This is a genomic window from Picosynechococcus sp. NKBG15041c (assembly GCF_055380235.1).
Genome location: NZ_AP040363.1, coordinates 1,473,635 through 1,489,420 on the forward strand (window position 1 = coordinate 1,473,635; position 15,786 = coordinate 1,489,420).

Genomic DNA, 15,786 nt, shown 5'->3' on the forward strand with positions numbered 1-15,786 from the left:
CTTTTTCTAGCTTCTAATCACGATTCTACCGTTACTAAAAGCGATTAATTCTAACCGGAGCGGCCCCGCCGTAAAGGTATTTTCTGTGGCGATCGCCCGAATCTCAGTAATGGGCTCAGGGGAACTATTGATGGCCTCTGCAAAACTGATAATGCGACTAACATTGCCATCTTCGACCTGGATATCCCCCAGAATCCCTGCACGACGAGCCCGAAACTGGGCCGCACCCAAGAGAAAGTCCACAGGACGACGGGCGGCATTGGGATTTTGTAAACTCAATTCTTCTAGGGATAATGTGGCGATCACTTCCCCCTCCCGGAAAATCTGCTCATTCAGCACGGCATCGGCAAACACCTGCACGGCCGCTTCCCCCTGGAGATAGTTCCCTGCCGACAGAAGACGCACCACATAATCGCGGCCATCGGCAATTTGGTCCAAGAGTTGCTCGACTTGGGCATTGGTGATTTGGGCCACCCGGGCCTCGAAATCAGGGTTGGTGCCGCCAGTGGCCATGACCGCGTTACGATTGGCCTCCCGGAGGAGCTGGTCAATCGCTTGGTTGGCGGCGCTGGGGTCGAGGATGCGCACCACCCCAAAGGCGAGCACTTGACCCGTTGTAAGAGCAACATTGCCACTCCGGAAGTTGATATAACTGGCTTCGAGAATGTTGACCTGTTCTTCGAGGGTGCCAATTTGACCTTCTAGCCCCGTGAGAATTTGATCTTTTTGGGCGATCGACTGGTCTAGTTGAGCAATGCGATTATCGCGGTCATTGATCTCTGCTTGGAGCTGACTCTGTTGATTTTCCAGGGCGACGATTTGCTGAGAACGTTCCTCAATTACTGTATTTTGACGATTTAATTGAGCCCGGAGAGATTCACTCTGGGTTTGGAGGCGATCGCGCTGTTCCCGGAGCGTTCTTTGCTCCGTGGTGAGGGCGGTGATATCTGCTTGGAGATCTGCGGCTTGGCTCCGAAACCGCTCTAGTTGGGTCTGGGCCTCTGCAAATCTTCCTTCAATTTCTTGGAGCTCCTGTTCTGCTTCGAGGCGATCGCTGCGAGCGGTTGCCAACTCCTGTTCAATTTGTTCCTTTTCCGCCGTCACATCCAACAATTCTTGACGCCGCTGGGCCAAAATTTCATCCAACTGAAAAACCCCTTGGCGCAAGGATTTGCTTAAGCCAAACAACAGTCCCAGGGTGCTTGCTGCGATCACGGTTCCCGTCATCACTGTCACCACTACCGCCGTCTGTTTTGGCCGCAGATTAAACAGCGTCAACCGCGCTTTGCCGACCTTGCTCCCCAGGCGATCGCCCAATGCCGCCAAAATGCCCCCCAAAATGAGCACCGAAAATATTAGTACAAAAGCACTAGTCATTTAACACCAGGCGATATCTAAACCCAAAAGTACCACCCATCTACTGTAACGTTAAGCGAACTGTTGGCTCAGGTTTACCGGATCATGGACAGTAATTTTCTTTTTGTAGATCGAAATCATGTTCTCCTCCCGGAGTTCCCCCAAAAGGCGTGTCACTGTTACCCTGGTTGAGCCAATCGCCTCGGCGATCGCCTGGTGCGACAACTTGAGGTCAATGCGAATCCCTTCATCGGTCGGCACCCCAAAATCCCGACAGAGAATCAACAAGAAACTGACCAAGCGTGAACCCATATCCCGGTGAGCCAGGGTTTCGATCATCATCTCCGTCTGCAAAATTCGCGACGATAGTCCCTTGAGCATCAACATCGCCAGCTCAGGGTGCTCATTCAAAGCCTTCTGTACCTGCTCAATGGGGGCCGACAACAATTCCACTGGCGTAAAAGCCACCGCATGGTAAAACCGGTCTGACTTTTGCCCCGTCAACAGCGATAGCACCCCAAACACACTATTTTCCCGTAGGAGTGCTACCGTAATTTCTTCCCCAGCCTCATAAACCCGTGATAGTCGCACCGCCCCCTTGAGGAGAAAGTAAACCCGCTCCGCTGGATCGCCTGGGAAGAAAATTGTTTTGCCCCGGTCGTAATTTTCCACCACAGGCGGGAAAGGGCCGCTATGAAACTGACGAAATGCCGTCGCAAGATCCGTAACTTGAGTTGCAGGTGATTCAGACACAGGATTGGCAGAAAAAGGAGGTTGGTTGAAATCGGGGTTATACATAGATTCTGTTGGGCAAGGTTTTTTCACCAAGGTGGGTACAACATCCGTGCTCAGTGTGCAGAGACCATAAGCATTCCCCTTAAACTAAATCTTATCCTGGTATAGTATTTTGTACTTTTTGCTTCAAAATAATTATGGATTTCTGGGTCAGTCTCGCGTAATTTTCTAAAATTTCCCGTGATTTGCCCTAAAGCAGCCATTTGCACAGAGGCCAGCGGCAGGCGAAGATGATAAGCGCTGTCTGCCTGGCTCGAATTTTTATACCTTTTGGGAACCCATATGCTTGATTTAACTGGAAAAAATGCCCTGGTGACGGGGATTGCAAATAATAAATCCATTGCCTGGGGCATCGCCCAACAATTGCACGCCGCTGGAGCAAATATCGGCGTTACCTACCTCCCCGATGATAAGGGCCGTTTTGAGAAAAAAGTGGGTGAATTGGTTGCCCCACTGAACCCGAGTCTTTTCCTCCCCTGCAATGTGCAGGATGATGCCCAGGTGGATCAAGTATTTGAGACAATTCAAAAAGATTGGGGCAAACTCGATATTCTCATTCACTGTCTTGCTTTTGCGAACCGAGAAGATTTGACTGGTGATTTTAGTGATACTTCTCGGGATGGTTTTAATACGGCCCTCGATATTAGTGCCTATTCCCTGACCCGTTTGGCTCGGGGCGCAAAAACAGTGATGACCGAAGGGGGGGCGATCGTGACCCTGACTTATTTAGGGGGGGTGAAAGTCATCCCCAACTACAATGTGATGGGTGTGGCTAAGTCTGCGTTGGAAATGAGTGTGCGTTATCTCGCCGCCGATCTTGGCCCCAGTAATATCCGGGTGAACGCTATTTCTGCAGGCCCAATCCGCACCTTGGCTTCTTCGGCAGTGGGCGGCATCCTCGATATGATTCACCATGTGGAGGCAACGGCTCCCCTACGACGGACGGTAACCCAAAAAGAAGTGGGTAATGCGGCGGCGTTCCTCTGCAGTGATCTTTCCAGTGGGATTACGGGCCAAGTGCTCTATGTGGATTCTGGCTACGAAATTATGGGAATGTAATGGCCTAGCTTTCGGGTCCGCGTCCTTTGGGTTCCCCCTCAGTGCTAGGGGGATTTTGTTTTTTTATTGGGTGAAATCATCATGCCTGAAGATTTTGTGCATGTTTCGGTACTGCGGGAAGAATTGGTGGCGGGGTTAGGGGTGAAACCGGGGGGGCATTATTTAGATGTGACCCTGGGCGGTGGTGGCCACACGGCACTGATTTTGCAGCAGGGTGAAGATGTGCGGGTCACTGGGGTAGACCGGGATGGTCAGGCGATCGCCGCCGCCTCAGAACGGTTAAAAGAATTTGGCGATCGCTTCCGGGCAGTGCGGTCAAATTTTGGTGAGTTTCAGCCTCAGGGAGAAAAATTTGACGGGATTATCGCTGATCTCGGGGTGAGCTCGGTGCAGTTTGACCAAGGCGATCGCGGCTTTAGTTTTCGCTTTGATGCCCCTTTAGATATGCGTATGGACCAGCAGCAGACCCTGACGGCGGCGGACATTATTAACCACGATGATGAAACAAGTCTTGCCAATCTTTTTTATGAATATGGCGAAGAGCGTTTTTCTCGCCGTATTGCCCGCAAGATTATAGAGCGCCGCCCCCTCCACACCACAAAAGAGCTCGAAGAAATCATTTTTTATTGCTATCCACCGAAAAGTCGGAAAGGCAGAATTCATCCGGCAACCCGGGTGTTTCAAGCTTTACGCATTGCCGTTAATGGTGAGCTAGATGCTTTGCAATATCTCCTCGCCCAAGCGCCCCAATGGTTAAAGTCAGAGGGGAGATTAGGAATTATCAGTTTCCATAGCCTCGAAGATCGCCTGGTCAAAAATGCCTTTCGGCAGCGAGAGATTTGGCGCGTCTTGACCAAAAAACCAATTATTGCCAGTGAAGCGGAAATCGATCAAAATCCCCGGGCTCGGTCAGCGAAGTTGCGCTTTGCAGAATTGAAAGCAAATCTCATCGAGCAGAGCAGTTCAGTTTAATAGCGACAAAAGAATCATCTGTTATTCTCCCGATGCAACCTGGGAGAAAGTCCTCCCTTTGTTCGGAATTCACCGGTTAACGTTAACCCCGCTGTTTTAGGGTGATATCAACAGGCGATCGCCCTCAGGAAAAGCCTGCTAAAATAAGCTTACGAAAAGTATGATTATCGTAAGCTTGTGTTCTAAAACCTAGATAACACAAGTATTTGAGAGCATGGTATTTATGGAAACATCCTTGGCCCAACCGAGCCCATTTTCAGTCCCTACAGACAATCCTGATATCCTGAGCCAGCTTCTCGAAAATCAAAAATCTCCCCATACCTGGCGCGCTTATAAAAAAGATATCCGCGACTTTTTCCGCTTTGTCGCTGATGCCAATGAACCGACCCCAATTCTGATTGAGGCACTGCTTAAACTAGAGCAACCCCAAGCTTTGGCCCTGGTTCTGCGCTACAAAAATCATCTGCGGGATGTCCGTTGCCTCAAGGAAGCCACCATTAACCGCCGCCTCGCCGCCCTCAAAGCCCTCGTGCGCTTAGCCAATCAGTTGGGTCAGTGCCGCTATACCCTAGATGGGATTCGGGGAGAAAAGGTCATCCATTATCGAGATACCACAGGCGTTTCACAAAATATATATAGACAAATTTTAAAAATGCCCGACCAAAGCACCACAAAGGGCAAACGAGACTACGCCATTTTAAGGCTGCTTTGGGATAATGCCCTGCGGCGTAACGAAGTTGTCCAAACGAATTTAGGTGATCTAGATCTAGAACGGCGATCGCTTGACATTTTAGGCAAAGGGAAAGGCAATCAGAAAGAGCAGATTACCCTCTCCCGAGCCACGGTCACAGCCCTGGAAAGCTGGTTAACAGTGCGCCCTGGCCCCAAAGAAAAAAACCAGCCGCTTTTTGTGGCCCTAGATCGCGCTCACCAAGGCCATCGTTTAACGGGCACAGCCATCTATCAGCTCGTGCGCAGTACGGCCAGAGCCGCAGGGGTGCAAAAAGTTTTATCACCCCACCGCATTCGACATGCCGGAATTACGGCGGCCCTGGATGCCACCAACGGTGATGTGCGCAAGGTGCAAAAATTTTCCCGCCACGCGGATCTCAACACCTTGATGATTTACGATGACAACCGCCGGGATGTACAGGGGGAAATTACCGACCTGCTGGCGGGCTTAATTTAGACGTGCACGGGGCAAATTTAGTCAGCTAAATCTGGAAACACTTCCCGCACTGCCGGATGAATTAAACGCCGTTCCGCTACGTTCAACCCCTGGGCGATCGCCGGATTTTGTTTAATGGCACCGATGCCCTGGTTGGCCAGCTGGAGGGTATAGGGCAAGGTGCTGTTATTGAGGGCTTGGGAGGCAGTCCAGGGTACGGCCCCAGGCATATTCGGCACCCCAAAATGAATCACCCCTTCTTCTACATAGGTGGGCTGACTGTGGGAGGTGGGCCGGAGGGTTTCGATGCAGCCCCCCTGATCGACGGCCACGTCAATAATCACTGAGCCGGGTTTCATGGTTTTGATCGCCTCCCTAGACACCAAAAGCGGTGCTCGCTTACCTGGTAATAACACCGCCCCAATGACGAGATCTGCGAAGGGGAGCCACTGTTGGATCTGGCTGGGGGTACTGTAGAGGAGCTCTACCCGTGAGCCAAAGAGGGTTTCTAGATAGCTTAGGCGATCGACATTGATATCGAGAATTTGCACCTGGGCTCCTAAACCCACCGCCATTTTTGCGGCCTCTGTGCCCACACTGCCACCCCCGAGGATCATCACCCGACCCGGTGCAACCCCAGGTACACCGCCCAACAAAACACCCCGGCCTCCCTGTTGTTTTTCGAGGTAGCGGCTCCCAAATTGCACCGCCAAGCGACCAGCGATGACACTCATCGGTGCCAGGAGCGGTAAATTGCCCTTACCGTCGGTGATGGTTTCGTAGGCGATCGCCGTAATGCCCGATTGAATTAACTGGGCAGTTAACTGACGGTCAGCGGCGAGATGGAGATAGGTAAACAAAATTTTGCCGGCCTGCAAAAACGGATATTCCGTCGGGAGGGGTTCTTTGACCTTGACGATTAGTTCCTGCTCCCAGGCGATCGCGGCGCTAGAGACAATGGTTGCCCCAGTCTGCTGGTATGCCCCATCGGTAAAGCCAGACCCGAGCCCGGCATTGGTTTCGATAAAAACTTGGTGGCCAGCATTCACAAGCACCTGCACACTACTCGGCGACAACCCGACCCGAAATTCTTGGTCCTTGATTTCCTTGGGAACACCGATTTTCATAGAAAGCCTCGCTGTTGGCATGGGGAGAGATGTCCATTCAATTTAAAAGCTTTTAGGCCGTCCTGTCAGCACCTTAGATTTCATCAAAGATTACCCGGACAGCGGCTTTAAAAAACAAAATTAACTTAGACAAATATGCTTGTCTAAAAGTTTTTGGGGGTGCATTTGAGCAAAATGGCACAATAAACTTCACTCCCTATTGATAGAAAAAATCCATGGCCCATTCCATCACTGCCCTGATTGCCACCCTCCAAAAACCAGATATTTATCCCCACGACACCAATGGGGCGATCGCCCTGGTACAGACCCATGTATCCTACGTTTTTTTGACTGGGGACTATGCCTACAAATTGAAAAAAGCCGTGAATTTTGGCTTCCTTGATTTTTCGACTCTCTCCCAGCGCCAACATTTCTGTGAGGTGGAACTGGAGCTCAATCGCGCCCTCACCCCCGATCTTTACCTAGATGTGCTGCCCATTACCTACGACGGTCAAACCTATGCCTTTAACGGGGCAGGGGAAGTGGTGGAATATGCAGTTAAAATGCGCCAGTTTCCCCAGGAAAATCTCTTGAGTGAGATGTTTGCGGCCGGTACGCTCACCGAAGCCCACATGGTGCAATTGGGGGAAGCCGTGGCGAATTTCCATCAGAGCGCCATCACCAACGACTACATTCTCAGCTTTGGGGAAATCGCAAAAATTCGCCAGGCGATCGACGAAAATTACGCCCAGACCGAAAAATATATTGGCCCAGTGCAGACGACAGGCCGCTTCGAGCAAACCAAAGCCTTTACGGATAATTTCTTTGGGAGCCGGGAAGACATTTTTGCCCAGCGCCGCCAGGACAAAAAGATTAAAGAATGCCACGGCGATCTTCATCTGCGTAATATTTGCCTCTGGCAGGACAAGATCCAGCTCTTTGACCGCATCGAATTCAATGAGCCTTTCCGCTTCGTCGATACGATGTACGATGTCGCCTTTACGGTGATGGACCTCGATGCCCGGGGTGCTGGAGCACTGGGAAATGCCTTCCTCAATACCTATGTCGAACGTACTGGCGATTGGGAAGGGCTCCAGGTGCTGCCCCTCTATCTCAGTCGCCAGGCCTATGTGCGCGCAAAGGTGACATCTTTTCTTTTGGATGACCAGGCGATCGCCCCCGATGCCAAGGCAGCAGCAGCTCAAACGGCCAATGAATATTACGAACTGGCTTGGCAATATACCCAGCGGCCCCAGGGAAAAGTGATTCTGATGTGCGGTTTGTCCGGCTCTGGAAAGTCTACGGTGGCCCAGGCTGGGGCGCGGCGCTGGGATGGGATTCAAATTCGCTCCGATGCGGTGCGCAAACATTTAGCGGGTCTCCCCCTTGACGAAAAAGGAGATGAAACGCTCTACAGCGCTGCGATGACCGAGCAGACCTATGACCGCCTCCAGGCGCTGGGTTTACTGTTAGCTAAACAGGGCTTTACGGTGATCCTCGATGCCAAGTATGACAAAGTTGTCCAGCGTAAAAATGTAATTAATGCCTGCGCCACTGCTGGTATCCCTTGTCAAATTCTCCACTGCCAAGCGCCCCTGCCCGTTTTGGCTCAGCGGGTAACAGCTCGCACCGCTGATATTTCCGATGCGACGGCGGATTTGCTTGCGGTCCAACAGCAAGATTTTGAGCCCTTTACCTCTGAGGAAATGGCTTTTGTGAAAACCCTAGATACCACCCAAAGCCCCGAGGCGATCGCCCAGCAACTCTAAAACCTCATCAGTTGCAGCATTATTTCTTTTAAGAAGGCGATCGCCTTCTTTTTTTGTCCATGACGGCAGAAAGTTAACGGTTCTAAACATTTCGAGCCCATCCCGTAACAAATCCCACGGAAATCCTGGGGGTCCTCCGCAAAATGAATAGTTATAAATACTCATTGTCCACCGCAAATTATTAGGAGTAACGACAATGCTACAAACAGCTGGTCAAATGACATGGAGTCCCAATGGCGGCCCTTCCGAAGGCGTGCTGCACCTTAGGTTAAGGGCATTCGATCCTTGGCGCCCCTACACGGAGTTTCCGGAATACTGCAAGCCAGATTTTCCCGCCACCTCCCCTGGTTATGCCACTTTTGTCACCTTGATTCGGAACCAGTGGCAGTACGTAAAACCGTAATCTCCCCTAGATTGCCTGGGCGGGGCGATCGCCACCGCCTTGCCCAGCACCCGCCATGATGTAACAATATGTAAATAAGGGTTGACAGAATTCTGGCTTTTAAATGGTTTCACCTATGAATCTCACCGCGACTTTTTCTAGTGCAAGTACAGCTTTTTTTCAACGGTCTGCAGGTCGCTGGCATTCCCAACGCCGCTACTACACCCTCAACGGTGAGCAGGAGCCCCTAGAAGCCGTTTCGGAGTTAGCCGTCATTTTTCTCCCAGGAGATCACCCTGATTTAAAACCCCTGGCGATCGCCCACCAGTTCACCACCCCGCAACCCTTTGAATGTGGGGCAAAAATCACCTGGGCAAGCACCTACACCAATGGCCAACGCAAACCCCTCCAAGGGGCAACGGTTTTGGGCATTCAAGGCAGCTTGATGTACCGAGACCGAGGGTTTTCGACAGCAGCGCCAGTCATCGCCACCTTTGAGTTGATCCATAATGCCCAGGGGATGCGTCTCCAGACCGCCTACGATGGAGCAAGCTTTGAGGAAGAAATTAAATTTGTCGGCGATCGCCACCGTACCCGCCAGACGATTATTTCCCGGGCTGGCCAGGAAGTGATGATCGGTCAATATTTAGAAACTCGGCTTTAGGGACAGTCGCTAAAATCCCTTCAAAAATGTTTGGATCGGCCCACCACAGACCGCACCCGATAGATGGGTCGCCCCTGGGATTCGTGATAGGTGCGCATCAACAGTTCCCCCAGGAGGCCGAAGCCAAACAGTTGCACCCCGGCCAGTAACAAGATTGCGACCAGTAGCAGCAACGGGCGATCGCCAATGGCCTGACCCAAGAATAATTTCAAAAATGAGAGATAACCTCCCAGGCCGAAGCCCACCATCACAAAAATAATGCCGAGGTAGCCAAAAACATGCATTGGGCGCGTGAGGAATTTTTTCATAAACCACACCGTTAATAAATCCAGGAGTACCCGGAACGTGCGGTCTAGACCATATTTACTATTGCCAAACTGTCTCGCGTGATGACGCACCGGAATTTCGGCGATCGTTGCCCCTTCGATAAAAGCGAGGGCCGGAATAAAGCGGTGCAGTTCCCCATAGAGATTTAGATCTGCCACAATTTCCCTGCGATAGGCCTTGAGGGAGCAACCATAATCATGGAGATCAACCCCTGTCACCCGACCAATCAGGGCATTCGCAATTTTTGAAGGGAGCAGCCGCGTCCATTGATTATCCTGTCGCTCTTTACGCCAGCCGCTCACGAGGTCATAGCCTTCATCCATCTTTGCGAGCAGGTTTGGGATATCTGCCGGATCATTTTGTAAGTCAGCATCGAGGGAAACAAGCACCTCCCCCTGGGCATGCTGAAACCCCGCCGCCATTGCCGGGGTTTGGCCATAGTTACGTCGGAGGATAATCGCCCGCAGATCATCTCGCTCGGTAGCGAGTTGCTTCAACAACGCCGTAGAACCGTCCTTGGAGCCATCATCAACGCAGATAATTTCGTAGGCATAATTATGGGACTGCATCACCGAGGCGATCGCCTGGATCAAATGGGGCAAACTTTCCACCTCGTTATAGATAGGAACCACAATCGATAGGGGGTGGGAGGTTGTCGGCGCTTTGATGGGAGCAGTGGCACTAGACATGAAATTGCGATGGTAAAGCTTCAATCTGATGGGTAAAAACGGTACGTAATGTTCCCTGGTGCGGCCAAAACCACAGAGAGTCTGGTAGATCGATCGGCCTCTTCAGGGGCCAGGATTCTCCGGGGCGATCGCCTCCATCAAACAATTATTTCCTAGAACGGTTAAGAGGCGATGATCGGTCAATATTTCGGTCAATATTTAAAAATATGGCAAGCAAATCAACAAAAAATAGACAAAAGGTCAGCCAAATAAAACCCAGCATATAACCGCCTAAAATATCGCTGGGCCAATGTACACCCAAGTAGAGACTCCCCAGGCCAATTCCAGAAAGAAATAGTACCACAGCCCCGAAAACCAACCATCTCAATCGAGATATGTTTTGTGTTACCAAGAGCGCCAAGATTAAATACAGAACTAAGTTTCCCGTTGCGTGACCACTAGGGAAAGATGCCCCGGCAATGTCTGGAACAGAGCCATACTCTCCCATAAAATAAGGGGGACGAGGGCGGCCAATGATCGGCTTAAAAACCTTGTCGACTAATAGTAATGCCCCCCCTGAACCCAGGATCATCAATAGGACTGATTTCCATTGTTTTTTCCAAATAAACAGCCCTAGACTGATGCCCACAACCGGGCCTGAGATTTCTTTGTCACCCAAATCATACAAAAATGACAAGAGAGTTCCTAACCAAGGAGGAACATTATCTCGTAAAAAAAACCAGAAATTCTTTTCAACTAAAAACCCTGCTTCATGACTGACTTGGGTTTCGGGAATATTACTAAAGAGCCAAACAGCAGGAATTAATATGAGCAGACTTAAGACTAAAAATATTTTGTTAAAAAAATGGTCTTTCTTCAAGGGCTTTACTGCAATAGATAATAGATCTGAGATCAAAAAACAAAAAATTTGTAAGTGATCAAATTTCCCCCCGCACTGCGAGAGCAATTAATTGTGAGATAGGTTCTCCTTGTTTGCAATCTTGACAATGCTGTTTCTTGATTACAATGAATTGGTGTAATCAGATGAATAACATTTGTTTTTTGCCTTTATTGTTTTCTTCCCAAATCTCGGCTCACAGGATTGCTCACATTAGAGGAACATAATACTAGACATTTAAAAAGGTAGTGGCATCCTTCTGGCGCTGAACCCTACTCGAGAGACAGCACAGGCCCCATCCGCTCCCCGAACCCCCCAAAAGTTAAATTTGACAGGCTAAAGAGGGGGGAGCGTAACTTTCCATAACGCGGCCAAAGCCACAGAGGGTCTGGTGATAGGCACGACTAATCATGTCCCAAGGTTCCCAGAGGCGATCGACCCCGATACCATTGCGTCCCATCTCAATGCCGGAACTATGGATGTAATAGCCCTCTCCGAGATACAGAGCGACATGGTCGATCCGTTGCTCCTTAGCAAAAAAGATTAAATCGCCCAACTCTAAATCTTCTTGGGCGATCGGTTCGACGAAATCCCCCTGCTGGTAAGAGTTTCGGGGCAACCAAATCCCCTGGGAGGCGTAGGCTGCTTGGATAAAGCCGGAACAATCGTAGTTCGGCGCCGTCGTACCACCCCAGAGGTAAATATTATTCACTCGTTTAGCGGCATGGGCAAAAATCAAAATACTTTCCATCCGTGCTTCGATTTCGGCGCGGTTGACTGGGACAAATTCATAGGGGTCTTCAGCCACTTGGAGATGCTTTAAATCCGTTTTTTTTAGCCATGCTCCATATCCATCCTCGACGGTCATCACCCGGAGGGCTTGGTCGGTTTCTTTGTTTAGTATTTGCACCCGGCGACCGATGGCAGCCTGGCTCCCGAGGGCTTGGCATTCGGGATCGTCGTACAAATCCAGAGGTTGTCGGCAAAAGTATTCACCGCTGGGGGAAGGGGGCAGTTGCATAGGGGCTTCAAGCGGGGTAGGGGATAGGAAAATCTTGGGTTATGGGCAACCGTCTTTGGGGCTCATTCTACCGTGACTTCTGTGGGGAGGAGCGATAACCTGAGGCGATCGCCATAGGTGAGATTTGGGATCCATGGGGCGAGCACTTCGAGGGTAGAGTCGTCTTGAAAATGGCCTAACTTTGTTTCGGGGTGCGGGTAATAAATTAGGCCATCATAGCGCCGTTGGTGGTGTTCGATTTGACAGGGGCTAAAGGAAAAAGTCTCTGGGGCGAAATCAGGATGCCATTGCACATGGGCGAAGGTGTAACGGGGCTGTGTGGGTCGAAAGGTCTTGGGGGCAATGGAAATATTGAGGGTTCCCGGAAAATAGAGGGAAAGATCTAGGCCGAGCTGCTGAAAGTGGGGCGTTTGTAAGGTGATTGTCCCCGCTGTATAGGGGCTATTCTTTGCTTGGCCAGAAGCGACTTGGTGGCCCCGCTTGAGAATCCCAATGACGGTCTGCCATGCCATGACCTAATCCCGCTGGTGGGAAAATTGGTAAGCGCCAATAAAGGCTAAGGCGATCGCCACCCCTGCCAAAATGGGAATCGAGTGCCAGGGAAATTCCGAGAGAGGCAGATAGGCCGCTGCCCGTAGTCCAGTGGTGGTGTAGGTGAGGGGGATGCAGTAGACCACCGCCCGGAAAAGACGGGGTAAAGTTTCTGGGTCAAAGAAGGTCGCCCCCAAAAAAGACATGGGCACAATCAAAAAGTTATTAAAAATTCCTACACTTTCGAGGGACTTGACCCGTAGGCCCACGATTACCCCTAGACCCGCAAATACAGCGCAGTTCAGGATTAACAACAGAAAAAAGAGGGGATTGATAAAGCTAAAAATTTTTCCTGTGAAGAGGATTGCCACAATTAACACAGAACCAGCCGTCATTAAACCCCGGAGAATCCCGGCCAGCATTTTCCCTAAGTGCAGCGCAAGGGGATGCACCGGCAATAACAATAGCTCTTCAAAGGTTTTGCTGTAGAGGCGATCGCCGCAGATCGAAAAAGTCGTCCCCCCAAAACTAATGGTCATGGAGGAGAGGGCGACCATCCCTGGCAGGATAAATTCCAGGTAAGTATCACCAGCAGAAGGGGTAATGGTTTCATCGAGGGCACTGCCTAGGCCTAACCCAAAGGCAAGAATGTAGATGAGGGGCGAAACCAAACCTGTGGCGGCCACCTGTTTGAGACGTACCCGGAGTTTGAGCCAATCTCCCCAAAACACCCCCAAAGTATCCGCCCAAATATTGGCCAGTTCAGACCGCTGACGGGGCGAAGGGGCATCAAGACGGGATTGGTCAGAGCGAGCTTCTAGGTTGATCACGGCGTTTTGGGATGGCGTTACATTCCTTAACATTATAGGGTTTCGCCGCAATTTTCCATGGCTATTTAGGGGTTTGTGGTAGGGAGTAATTTACCGACAGTGCGATTTTCGGCGGTAAAGGTTTTTTGGGCAACCCGTTGGACATCAGCAGCGGTGATCGCGGCAATGCGGTCTAACTCCGTAAAAAGTTCTCGCCAGTCACCGGTTTGTTCTTCATAGGTGGCCAGTAAACGGGCCATGCCCATATTGGAGTTGAGCGATCGCAACATGCTTGCTCTTGCCTGGGTTTTCACCCGGTCTAATTCTTCTGGGGTCACCAGTTCAGTTTTCAGCTTTTCTAACTCTGCTTCAAAGGCCACAGCCACCTCATCCACCGTGTGCCCGGGGGCAGTGAGGGCATAGAGCAACATCAAGTTTGGATGCTTATCCCCAGGGAAACCGTTAAATCCTTCGGCATTGAGAGCCAATTGCTGGTCTTCGACTAAGGACTTGTACAGGCGCGAAGTGCGCCCTTCACTCAAAATCGCAGCAATGAGTTGGTACACCACATAGTCTGGATCAGTGAGGCTCGGCGCGTGGTAACCCTCGAGGTACCAGGGCTGGGTCTGCATTTCTAAGGTGACAAAGCGGGTCGCCGTTTGAGGAGGCTCTACGGGTAAGGGAAATTGGGCAGCACCTGAGCCCTGGGGGAAGCGACCAAAATAGACCTCCGCTAGACGTCTCACCTGGGCTGGATCGACGTCGCCAACGATGGCGATCGTTAGATTGTCGGGGCTGTAATGGGTCTCAAAAAAGTCCTGGACATCCTGACGGGTCAGGTTGCGGATATCTTCGTCATAGCCAATCACCGGGCGGCGGTAGGGGTGGGTGGTAAAGGCTGTATCTAAGAAAACTTCCACCATTTTACCGATGGGAGAATTGTCAGTCCGCATGCGCCGCTCTTCGAGAATCACTTCTTTTTCTTTAAAAAATTCCCGGAAGACTGGATCTAAAAAGCGCTCTGACTCCAAAGACATCCACAGTTCCAGTTTATTGCTCGGGAAGCTGTAGAAATATTGGGTATAGTCGGCGGAAGTAACCGCATTGAGGCCGACCCCCCCGGCGGATTCCACCACCTGCCCCAGGGCATTTTGCACCACATATTGGTCGGCTTCGGCTTGGAGTTGCTCAAATTCGGCTTCGAGGGTCTGGAGTTGGGCCGTATCTCCATTTTGTCGGGCGGCTTGAATCTGATCAAAGAGCACATCAAGGCGATCGAGGAGGACTTTTTCGGCTTCATAATCCGTGGTGCCGAGGGTGCTGCTGCCTTTGAAAGCGAGGTGTTCGAGGAAGTGGGCAACCCCTGTTTTACCCTCGGGTTCATCGGCCCCGCCCACATCGGCATAGGTAACGAAGGAAACGACCGGGGCACTGCTGTCTTTGAGGACGATGAATTTTAGGCCGTTGTTGAGGGTGAATTCGGTAATGTTTTCAATGACTTGGTCCAGGTAGGGTTGGATCGACGGGGTGACACCGGGAGCCTGGGCAAGGCTGGTGGGAATGACGGCTTGCCAGATGATAATGGCGATGAGGCAACCGGTGAAGAATGTGTGACGAAACAACCCTTTGAACATGGAAGCTTAGGTAGTGATGGTTTTGGCAAATATCTCGTCCCATTGTAAAGGAAAGTTTTTGGAATGCCCGACACATCTGAGAAGACGGCAAAGGGCGATCGCCCAATTTGTCCCTCATGGCGATCATTCTGCCCCCAAGCAAAAATTACGATGTGACTACCGAATCCACATCCTCACAAATTGTCAGCTCTTTCGGTGAAAATTGGTCGATGACAACCTGAATTCCTTGGGCATTTTCTGTTTCTAAATCTTCTATATAACCAAATTGAGCCATCAGCGCTTCTATCTTGGTATCGAAGGGGCCAAAATAATAAGTACATAGGGGATCAAGGGTTTGAATTCTGACCCACCAGGGTTTTTGAGCCATAGACAAAAAAATGATAATTTAACTCAAGTTAAAAAGCGTCATCACAATAAAGCCTCTATTTTTTCTCTAAAGGAGTAGAAAAGAGCATTTTTTATGAGGTAAATAAGTTTAATTTTGCTCGTTTTTGATGCCTTAAATCAACTGAAAATTTTTACAGGAGGTCACACGCAATAATCGCTAATTGTTAAATTGTTTTTGATGTGCCTTAAGAAAAACAGAGGAAATCCTTTCAAAATCAGATATTTTTCGGGCAAAATAGC

15 protein-coding genes are annotated in these 15,786 nt (G+C 50.4%); 5 read left to right on the plus strand and 10 right to left on the minus strand.

Annotated features, from left to right (window positions below):
- Nucleotides 1-6 precede the first annotated feature (6 nt).
- Entirely contained in the window at nucleotides 7-1,377 is a 1,371-nt protein-coding gene (locus ACZ45B_RS07150; protein ID WP_024545571.1) for a DUF3084 domain-containing protein, read from the minus strand.
- A gap of 51 nt (nucleotides 1,378-1,428) precedes the next feature.
- A complete protein-coding gene (gene ntcA / locus ACZ45B_RS07155; protein WP_236612430.1) occupies nucleotides 1,429-2,154 on the minus strand; it encodes a global nitrogen regulator NtcA in 726 nt (241 codons plus the stop codon).
- 279 nt (nucleotides 2,155-2,433) lie between these two features.
- Here ntcA and fabI point away from each other — a divergent pair, with 279 nt between their 5' ends.
- The 3 genes from fabI (at nucleotide 2,434) to ACZ45B_RS07170 (ending at nucleotide 5,371) form a co-directional block, all read left to right on the plus strand.
- Nucleotides 2,434-3,210, plus strand: coding sequence for an enoyl-ACP reductase FabI (gene fabI, locus ACZ45B_RS07160; RefSeq protein WP_024545569.1), 777 nt, complete (start codon nucleotides 2,434-2,436; stop codon nucleotides 3,208-3,210).
- An 81-nt stretch (nucleotides 3,211-3,291) separates the two neighbouring features.
- Nucleotides 3,292-4,182: a 16S rRNA (cytosine(1402)-N(4))-methyltransferase RsmH gene (gene rsmH / locus ACZ45B_RS07165; protein ID WP_024545568.1), complete on the plus strand. Its 891-nt coding sequence runs from the start codon at nucleotides 3,292-3,294 to the stop codon at nucleotides 4,180-4,182.
- A gap of 223 nt (nucleotides 4,183-4,405) precedes the next feature.
- On the plus strand, nucleotides 4,406-5,371 hold the full coding sequence (locus tag ACZ45B_RS07170; RefSeq protein WP_024545567.1) for a tyrosine-type recombinase/integrase: 966 nt from the start codon (nucleotides 4,406-4,408) through the stop codon (nucleotides 5,369-5,371).
- A gap of 17 nt (nucleotides 5,372-5,388) precedes the next feature.
- Here ACZ45B_RS07170 and ald read toward each other — a convergent pair whose 3' ends face one another.
- The gene (gene ald / locus ACZ45B_RS07175) at nucleotides 5,389-6,477 is read right to left on the minus strand and encodes an alanine dehydrogenase (protein ID WP_024545566.1); all 1,089 of its coding nucleotides are present in this window, start codon (nucleotides 6,475-6,477) and stop codon (nucleotides 5,389-5,391) included.
- Between the two features lie 215 nt (nucleotides 6,478-6,692).
- Here ald and ACZ45B_RS07180 point away from each other — a divergent pair, with 215 nt between their 5' ends.
- Nucleotides 6,693-8,225, plus strand: coding sequence for a bifunctional aminoglycoside phosphotransferase/ATP-binding protein (locus tag ACZ45B_RS07180; protein ID WP_024545565.1), 1,533 nt, complete (start codon nucleotides 6,693-6,695; stop codon nucleotides 8,223-8,225).
- 518 nt (nucleotides 8,226-8,743) lie between these two features.
- The gene (locus ACZ45B_RS07185; protein ID WP_051352916.1) at nucleotides 8,744-9,271 is read left to right on the plus strand and encodes a phycobiliprotein lyase; all 528 of its coding nucleotides are present in this window, start codon (nucleotides 8,744-8,746) and stop codon (nucleotides 9,269-9,271) included.
- Nucleotides 9,272-9,291: 20 nt separating this feature from the next.
- On the opposite strand, the gene ACZ45B_RS07190 is transcribed toward ACZ45B_RS07185, so the two are convergent.
- The 7 genes from ACZ45B_RS07190 to ACZ45B_RS07220 all read right to left on the minus strand — a co-directional run bounded on the left by ACZ45B_RS07190 (nucleotide 9,292) and on the right by ACZ45B_RS07220 (nucleotide 15,526).
- Nucleotides 9,292-10,287, minus strand: a complete 996-nt coding sequence (locus ACZ45B_RS07190; RefSeq protein WP_024545563.1) for a glycosyltransferase family 2 protein — start codon at nucleotides 10,285-10,287, stop codon at nucleotides 9,292-9,294.
- 145 nt (nucleotides 10,288-10,432) lie between these two features.
- On the minus strand, nucleotides 10,433-11,146 hold the full coding sequence (locus ACZ45B_RS07195; protein WP_148293418.1) for a phosphatase PAP2 family protein: 714 nt from the start codon (nucleotides 11,144-11,146) through the stop codon (nucleotides 10,433-10,435).
- Nucleotides 11,147-11,486: 340 nt separating this feature from the next.
- Nucleotides 11,487-12,185 (minus strand): C40 family peptidase, encoded by a 699-nt coding sequence (locus ACZ45B_RS07200; protein ID WP_024545561.1) that lies wholly within the window; start codon nucleotides 12,183-12,185, stop codon nucleotides 11,487-11,489.
- 62 nt (nucleotides 12,186-12,247) lie between these two features.
- Nucleotides 12,248-12,697 (minus strand): hypothetical protein, encoded by a 450-nt coding sequence (locus ACZ45B_RS07205; protein WP_024545560.1) that lies wholly within the window; start codon nucleotides 12,695-12,697, stop codon nucleotides 12,248-12,250.
- Nucleotides 12,698-12,700: 3 nt separating this feature from the next.
- Nucleotides 12,701-13,579, minus strand: a complete 879-nt coding sequence (locus ACZ45B_RS07210) for an ABC transporter permease (protein ID WP_236612429.1) — start codon at nucleotides 13,577-13,579, stop codon at nucleotides 12,701-12,703.
- A gap of 32 nt (nucleotides 13,580-13,611) precedes the next feature.
- A complete protein-coding gene (locus tag ACZ45B_RS07215; RefSeq protein WP_024545558.1) occupies nucleotides 13,612-15,159 on the minus strand; it encodes a M16 family metallopeptidase in 1,548 nt (515 codons plus the stop codon).
- Between the two features lie 145 nt (nucleotides 15,160-15,304).
- Nucleotides 15,305-15,526: a DUF1816 domain-containing protein gene (locus tag ACZ45B_RS07220; RefSeq protein ID WP_051352915.1), complete on the minus strand. Its 222-nt coding sequence runs from the start codon at nucleotides 15,524-15,526 to the stop codon at nucleotides 15,305-15,307.
- Nucleotides 15,527-15,786: the final 260 nt, after the last annotated feature.